A 5,100-nucleotide genomic window follows, 5' to 3' on the forward strand; every position below is an offset into this window, starting at 1 on the left:
GGTGAGGGCGTCGTAGACGGCGCCGGCGGCCGGGCCGTCCACCGCGCCGGGCAGCTCGGCCAGGGTGAGCCGGCGGCCGAGGAGGACGGCGAGGGCGAGCAGCACCCCGCCGACGGCCGTGCCGAGGCCGGTGGCCGTGAGCGCGCGCCGGCGGCAGGCGGCCAGGGCGAGGCCGGCGACGGCGAAGACGACGGCCGCGAGCGGCAGCCAGAAGGCGGCGACGTCGAGCACGTGGTAGCCCTTCCTGAGCCGGTCCACCTCGTGGGCCGGGAGCACGGTGACCTCGGTGTGCCGCACGGGGATCCGCCGCGCCATCGGCACGTTGTCCTGGAGGAGCCGGCTGCGGACCCGGGCCGTGACGGGGGCCAGGTCGACGGTGACGGGGCGCCCGGCGGCCCCCTCGTCGCGCAGGGCGCGCAGCACGGCGGCGTGGACGGCCCGGTTGGCGGCGTCCCAGCCCGCGCGGTAGGCCTCGGTCCGGGTGAAGGAGCGGGCGGCGTCCTCGACGTAGAGGCGCACGGTCGTGCGCAGGGGACCGGCGCCCACCTCGTTCATGACCCCGTCGCCCACCGTGTCCGCGACCGCGTCCCGCACGTCCGGGTCGGCGGCGAGCGGCGCCATGGTGGCGACGTACCGGCCGGTGTCGCCCAGCCCGTACGCCGCCCAGCCCGCCAGCGTGCCGCACGGGGCGAGCAGGCAGGCGAGGGCGATCAGGACGGCCGACAGGGCGCTCCGAAGACGTGAGGGCACCCTTCCAGGCAAGGCCCGCGCCCCGGCCCGGGCGACCGGGGTGACTGCAAATGGCCCGCCGGACGCCCCGAACGGCCGAAGCCGGACACGGGTGGGCCCCGGTCGGGTGACCGGGGCCCGGGGGACCGCGTGCCGTCGCCGGGAGCGGGGACGGCGGGCTCAGACGCGGTGGCCCGTCGCGTCCTCGCGGGAGTAGAAGACGTAGAACATCGCCGCCGTCACCGCGCCCGCCAGCAGCAGGGACGCGAGGATGCACGTGAACATGGCGACGCCGCTCTGCACGTACAGGAAGCCCAGCGCGCTGCCCGCGAACGCGCCCCACAGCACCGCGTGGCCCTCGCGCGGCAGCCGCTGCGCCACCGCCCGGACCACGGCGTACAGGACGACGAACGCGAGCGCGGTCAGGAAGCCGAAGAGCAGGTTCCAGCCGGTGACGGGGCCGCCGTAGCGCCGGTTGGCCGCCGCCCAGTAGCCGTAGATCAGCCCGGCCACGACGGGCACCGCCCACTTCGCCAGCAGATGGGTCCGCGGGCCGAAGACGTCGGGCGTCGTACGGCGGCCGGCCGGGCCGGCGGAGGTCTTGGGCGTGGGTACCGCGTGAGCCATGAGAGCACTCCTCTCTCCTCGCCCCCGTCTACCAGAGCACACCTGGCGGGGGCGGGTGGCAAGTCAGGATGCGGGCCGTGGGGGCACGTGTTTCGCTGACCCCCGTGAGGGGTCGCGCGAGAGGTCGTCCCGCAAGGCCGGTGCGCGGCCGGTGGCGGCCGGTCGAGGGGCTCGTCCGGGCCGCCGGCCGGGGCGACGCCGTGTCCCGGCACGAGCTGCTGAGCGTGCGCGGCCGCAGCGTCGCCTGGCTCTTCCCGCTGGTGCTGCTCGCCGGCATCACCGTGACCGACGTCCACACCGCCGCGTTCCAGATCATCTCCTGGACCGTCCTCGTGCCCGGCATCGCGGCCGCGGTCTGCGGAGTCCTGGGCACGGCCGCCCTCGCGGTGCTCTCGGCCGTCGTCTACGTCCTCGCCGACAACGTCTGGCAGCACCACGAGCGCACCGGGACGTCCGGCCTGGTCCTCGTCGTCCTCGGCGGCCTCATCGCGGTGGCCGCCGCCGCGGTCCGGGTCGCCGGCGAGCGGCGCATGCTGCACATGCGGAACATCGCCGACACCACCCGCCGCACCGTGCTGCGCCCGCTCCCGGAGGTCTTCGGAGGCCTGGAGATCGCGGCCGTCTACCTCGCGGCCGACACCGAGGCCCGTGTCGGCGGCGACTTCTACGACGTCCAGCCCGGCCCGCACGGCACCCGGGTCCTCGTCGGCGACGTGCAGGGCAAGGGGCTGGGCGCGGTGGAGACGGCGGCCGCGCTGCTCAGCACGTTCCGCGAGGCCGGCTACCACGAGGCGGACCTCGCGACGGTCGCCGAACGCCTGGAGGTCCGCATCCTGCGCCACCGCGGGCACGCAGCGGCCGTCGGCCAGTCCGGCGGCGACCGCTTCGCCACCGCCGTGCTGATCGAGTTCTCCCCCGGGCTGCCCGACGCCGTGGACGCCGTCGTCCTCGGCCACGAACCCCCGCTGGCCGTCGGCCCGCACGGCGTGCGGCGCATGGCCGTCACCGGCGGGCTGCCCCTCGGCATGGGCGACCTCCTCCCCGGGCCGTCGGTGACGGTGCACCGGCTGGCCCTCGCCCCGGAGGAGACGCTGCTGCTGGTCACCGACGGGGTGACCGAGGCACGCGACGCCGCCGGACGCTTCCACCGGCCCGCCGACGACGTCTCCCGCGCCGTCGCCGCCGATCCGCGCAGCGCGGCGCCGCGGCGGCTGGTGGCCCTCGTCCGGGACGGCACGCTGCGGCACTGCCGGGGGCGGCTCGTCGACGACACCACCGTGTTCGCGGTACGGCGGCTGAACGGCTGACTGCCCGCTTCGCGGCCGCAGCGGCTACCGTGCTGCCGTACGTGATCGACAGGGGGAGGGGACATGCCCGGAACCGTGCTGCTGCTCGCGGCGTCGCCCGTGGGCCGGGGGAGCCTGGTGGACGCGGCCTCCGTGCTCCCCGTGCTCGCCGCCGTGCCGCCCGCCGTGCTGGCCGGGACGGACACGGCGAACGTCGTCGAACTCGCCGACCCGCTGGAGCCGCAGGCCGTCCTCACCCGGCTCCGCGCCGCCGCGGCGGCCCCCGGCCCGCTGACCGTGTACGTCACCGGGCAGCTCCAGCTCGACCGGCGCGAGCGGCTGCCCCATCTGGCACTGGCCCGTACGACGCCCGCCACCGTCCGCTACACCGCCCTGCCCTGGCACTGGATCCGCGAGGAACTGCGGCTGCGGCCGACCGGTGCGACGACGCTGCTGCTGGACCTGCACGCCGACCAGGAGACCTGGGAGTGGCTGCGGGCCCACCCGCTGGACTCGGGGCGCAACAACGCCGTCTACGGTCGCGTCGCGCCGCCGCCCGCACGGCGGACCGTGGCCGCCCCCGCGTACATGCGCGGGGTCGCGACGATCCTGCGCAGCGGGCACCGGCCGCCGCCGGACCAGCTGCACCAGCAGGCGCTGGCCCGCTGCGCGGCCGAGGGCGGGGGGAGCGGCGCCGACCTGGTGCTGACACCGGCGCCGGTGGCGGGCGACCCGCACGCCGTCATCGCCGACGCCGTACGGGCGGGGCGGCACGGGGACGCCGACGCGCTCGCCGCCCGTCACGAGCGGGCCGCCGGGCTGGCGCTCGGGCCCGCCTCCGAGGACGCGCTGCACTGGGCGGAGGTCCGGGCCGACCTGGCGATGTTCGCCGGGGACCCGGTGCGCAGCTGCCGCGCGTGGCTGGCGGTGGCCGAGGCCCGGCTGCGGGCCGGGCAGCAGCCGGGGACGCCCGCCGTGGAGGCGGCCGTCGACCGGGCCCACCACCAGTGGGGCCGGATCCGCGACGCCGTGCCGGCCCGCGAACTGGGCGCCGCGCTCGCCGCGTTGCGCGGGCGGGTCCCCGGGCGGCGCGAGGGTGCGCTGAGCCATGTGCAGCGCGAGCTCAGCCGGTTGCAGACCCAGGGCTGACGCCCTTCCGCGCGTCCTCGGCCGGCGCGTGCGCCCGCGTGCGCATCGCGACGGCGGCGTACGAACCCTCCCCTGTGCACAACAGCGGTGCCATGATGGTGAGTTATGGCTGAGGGGGATGGAGTGGTGACGCGCGGTGTCCGGGTCCGGCTGGACGGCACCGCGAGCGAGAGCGACATCGGTGCCCTGCACAAGTGGCTGGCCCGGGAGAAACCGCTCGACGAGCTGGTGCGGGCCGGCCGGCTGCGCATCGACGAACGGCGCCGGGCCGACGAGGCCGGCGCGCCCATGGGCATCGGCATGGAGATCGTCGTGGCGTTCGTCGGGGGCGGTGCGGCCGTGGTGGTCCAGGAGGTGCTGGACCAGGTCAAGGGGGCCGTGGAGGCCTGGCGGGCCAATCGCAGCGGGGTGGAGGACGGCGAGCCGCCCGAGGCGCGCGTCGAGCCGGTGAACCTCGACGACAGGTAGGCGGCCGGTGACGGGTCACGACCCGCGTGGGCAGGCGAACCGGGCGCTGCTGGTCGGGGTGTCCGAGTACGACCTCACGGAGCCGCCGTACGGGGTGCCCGGCGACCTTCCCGCGGTCCGGCACAACCTGAACCGGCTGCGGGACGCGCTGCGGCGGGGCCGGGTGTTCCGCGAGCGGGAGATCACGGTGTGCCGTTCGCCGGACCAGGTCGACTTCGGCCGGGCGCTGCGGACCGCCGCCGACGAGGCCGAGGGCGTGCTGCTGCTGTACTTCGCCGGGCACGGGGCGATACCGAGCGCGGGCGACGAGCTGTTCCTCCAGATGCGCAACGCGAGCGTGGTGGCGGGCGGGCACGCGGTCTTCCCGGGCGCGGAGATGTTCACCACCGTGCTGACGGTGCTCGCGGCGAGCGGGGCGCGGCGGATCGTGGTCGTCCTGGACTGCTGCTTCGCGGGCAACGCGGCGTGGATCTGGGAGACGTTCCGCGACAAGCGGCGCGTGCTGCTGCTGATGAGCGTGCAGGCCAACCACCGGATCGACGCGGGCGATCCGCGCACGCCGACGCCGTTCACCGACGAACTCGTGGCGCTGCTGGACAACGGCGACGAGGAGGTGTGGTTCCGCGGCCTCGCGGACGCGGTGCGCGCCCGGATGACGGGCGACGGCCACCGGACCGTGCGCGGCGACCCGTGGGAACCGCAGAGCCGCACGGAGCCGGAGGAGGACGTCCTCCTCGCGGGTGCCTCCGGCGGTGGGGCAGGCGGGCGGTTTCCGTGGCAGCGGGGGGACGCGGGAACGGGCCGGACGCCGGATGCGGGGGCCCTCGGGGAGGAGCGTGGC

Annotated in this window: 6 protein-coding genes; 4 read left to right on the forward strand and 2 right to left on the reverse strand. The window is 76.6% G+C overall.

Translation table 11 applies throughout. The annotated features are described in order from the left end of the window. A partial coding sequence (locus GTW67_RS33465) for a hypothetical protein (protein WP_161168489.1) occupies nt 1-750 on the reverse strand: 750 nt, incomplete at its 3' end. Nucleotides 751-909: 159 nt separating this feature from the next. Further along, a complete protein-coding gene (locus GTW67_RS33470) occupies nt 910-1,356 on the reverse strand; it encodes a hypothetical protein (protein ID WP_161168490.1) in 447 nt (148 codons plus the stop codon). Between the two features lie 140 nt (nt 1,357-1,496). On the opposite strand from GTW67_RS33470, the gene GTW67_RS33475 reads away from it, so the two are divergent. The 4 genes from GTW67_RS33475 to GTW67_RS33490 form a co-directional block, all read left to right on the forward strand. After that, a complete protein-coding gene (locus tag GTW67_RS33475) occupies nt 1,497-2,663 on the forward strand; it encodes a PP2C family protein-serine/threonine phosphatase (protein ID WP_346010804.1) in 1,167 nt (388 codons plus the stop codon). A 63-nt stretch (nt 2,664-2,726) separates the two neighbouring features. Continuing rightward, nucleotides 2,727-3,791, forward strand: a complete 1,065-nt coding sequence (locus tag GTW67_RS33480) for a serine/threonine-protein kinase (RefSeq protein WP_161168492.1) — start codon at nt 2,727-2,729, stop codon at nt 3,789-3,791. 105 nt (nt 3,792-3,896) lie between these two features. After that, the gene (locus GTW67_RS33485; RefSeq protein WP_161168493.1) at nt 3,897-4,259 is read left to right on the forward strand and encodes a hypothetical protein; all 363 of its coding nucleotides are present in this window, start codon (nt 3,897-3,899) and stop codon (nt 4,257-4,259) included. A 7-nt stretch (nt 4,260-4,266) separates the two neighbouring features. Further along, nucleotides 4,267-5,100 (forward strand): caspase family protein (locus GTW67_RS33490; protein ID WP_161168494.1); only part of this gene is annotated, 834 nt, incomplete at its 3' end.

Source organism: Streptomyces sp. SID5910, from assembly GCF_009862125.1.
In the GTDB taxonomy this organism is placed as follows: Bacteria; Actinomycetota; Actinomycetes; order Streptomycetales; family Streptomycetaceae; genus Streptomyces.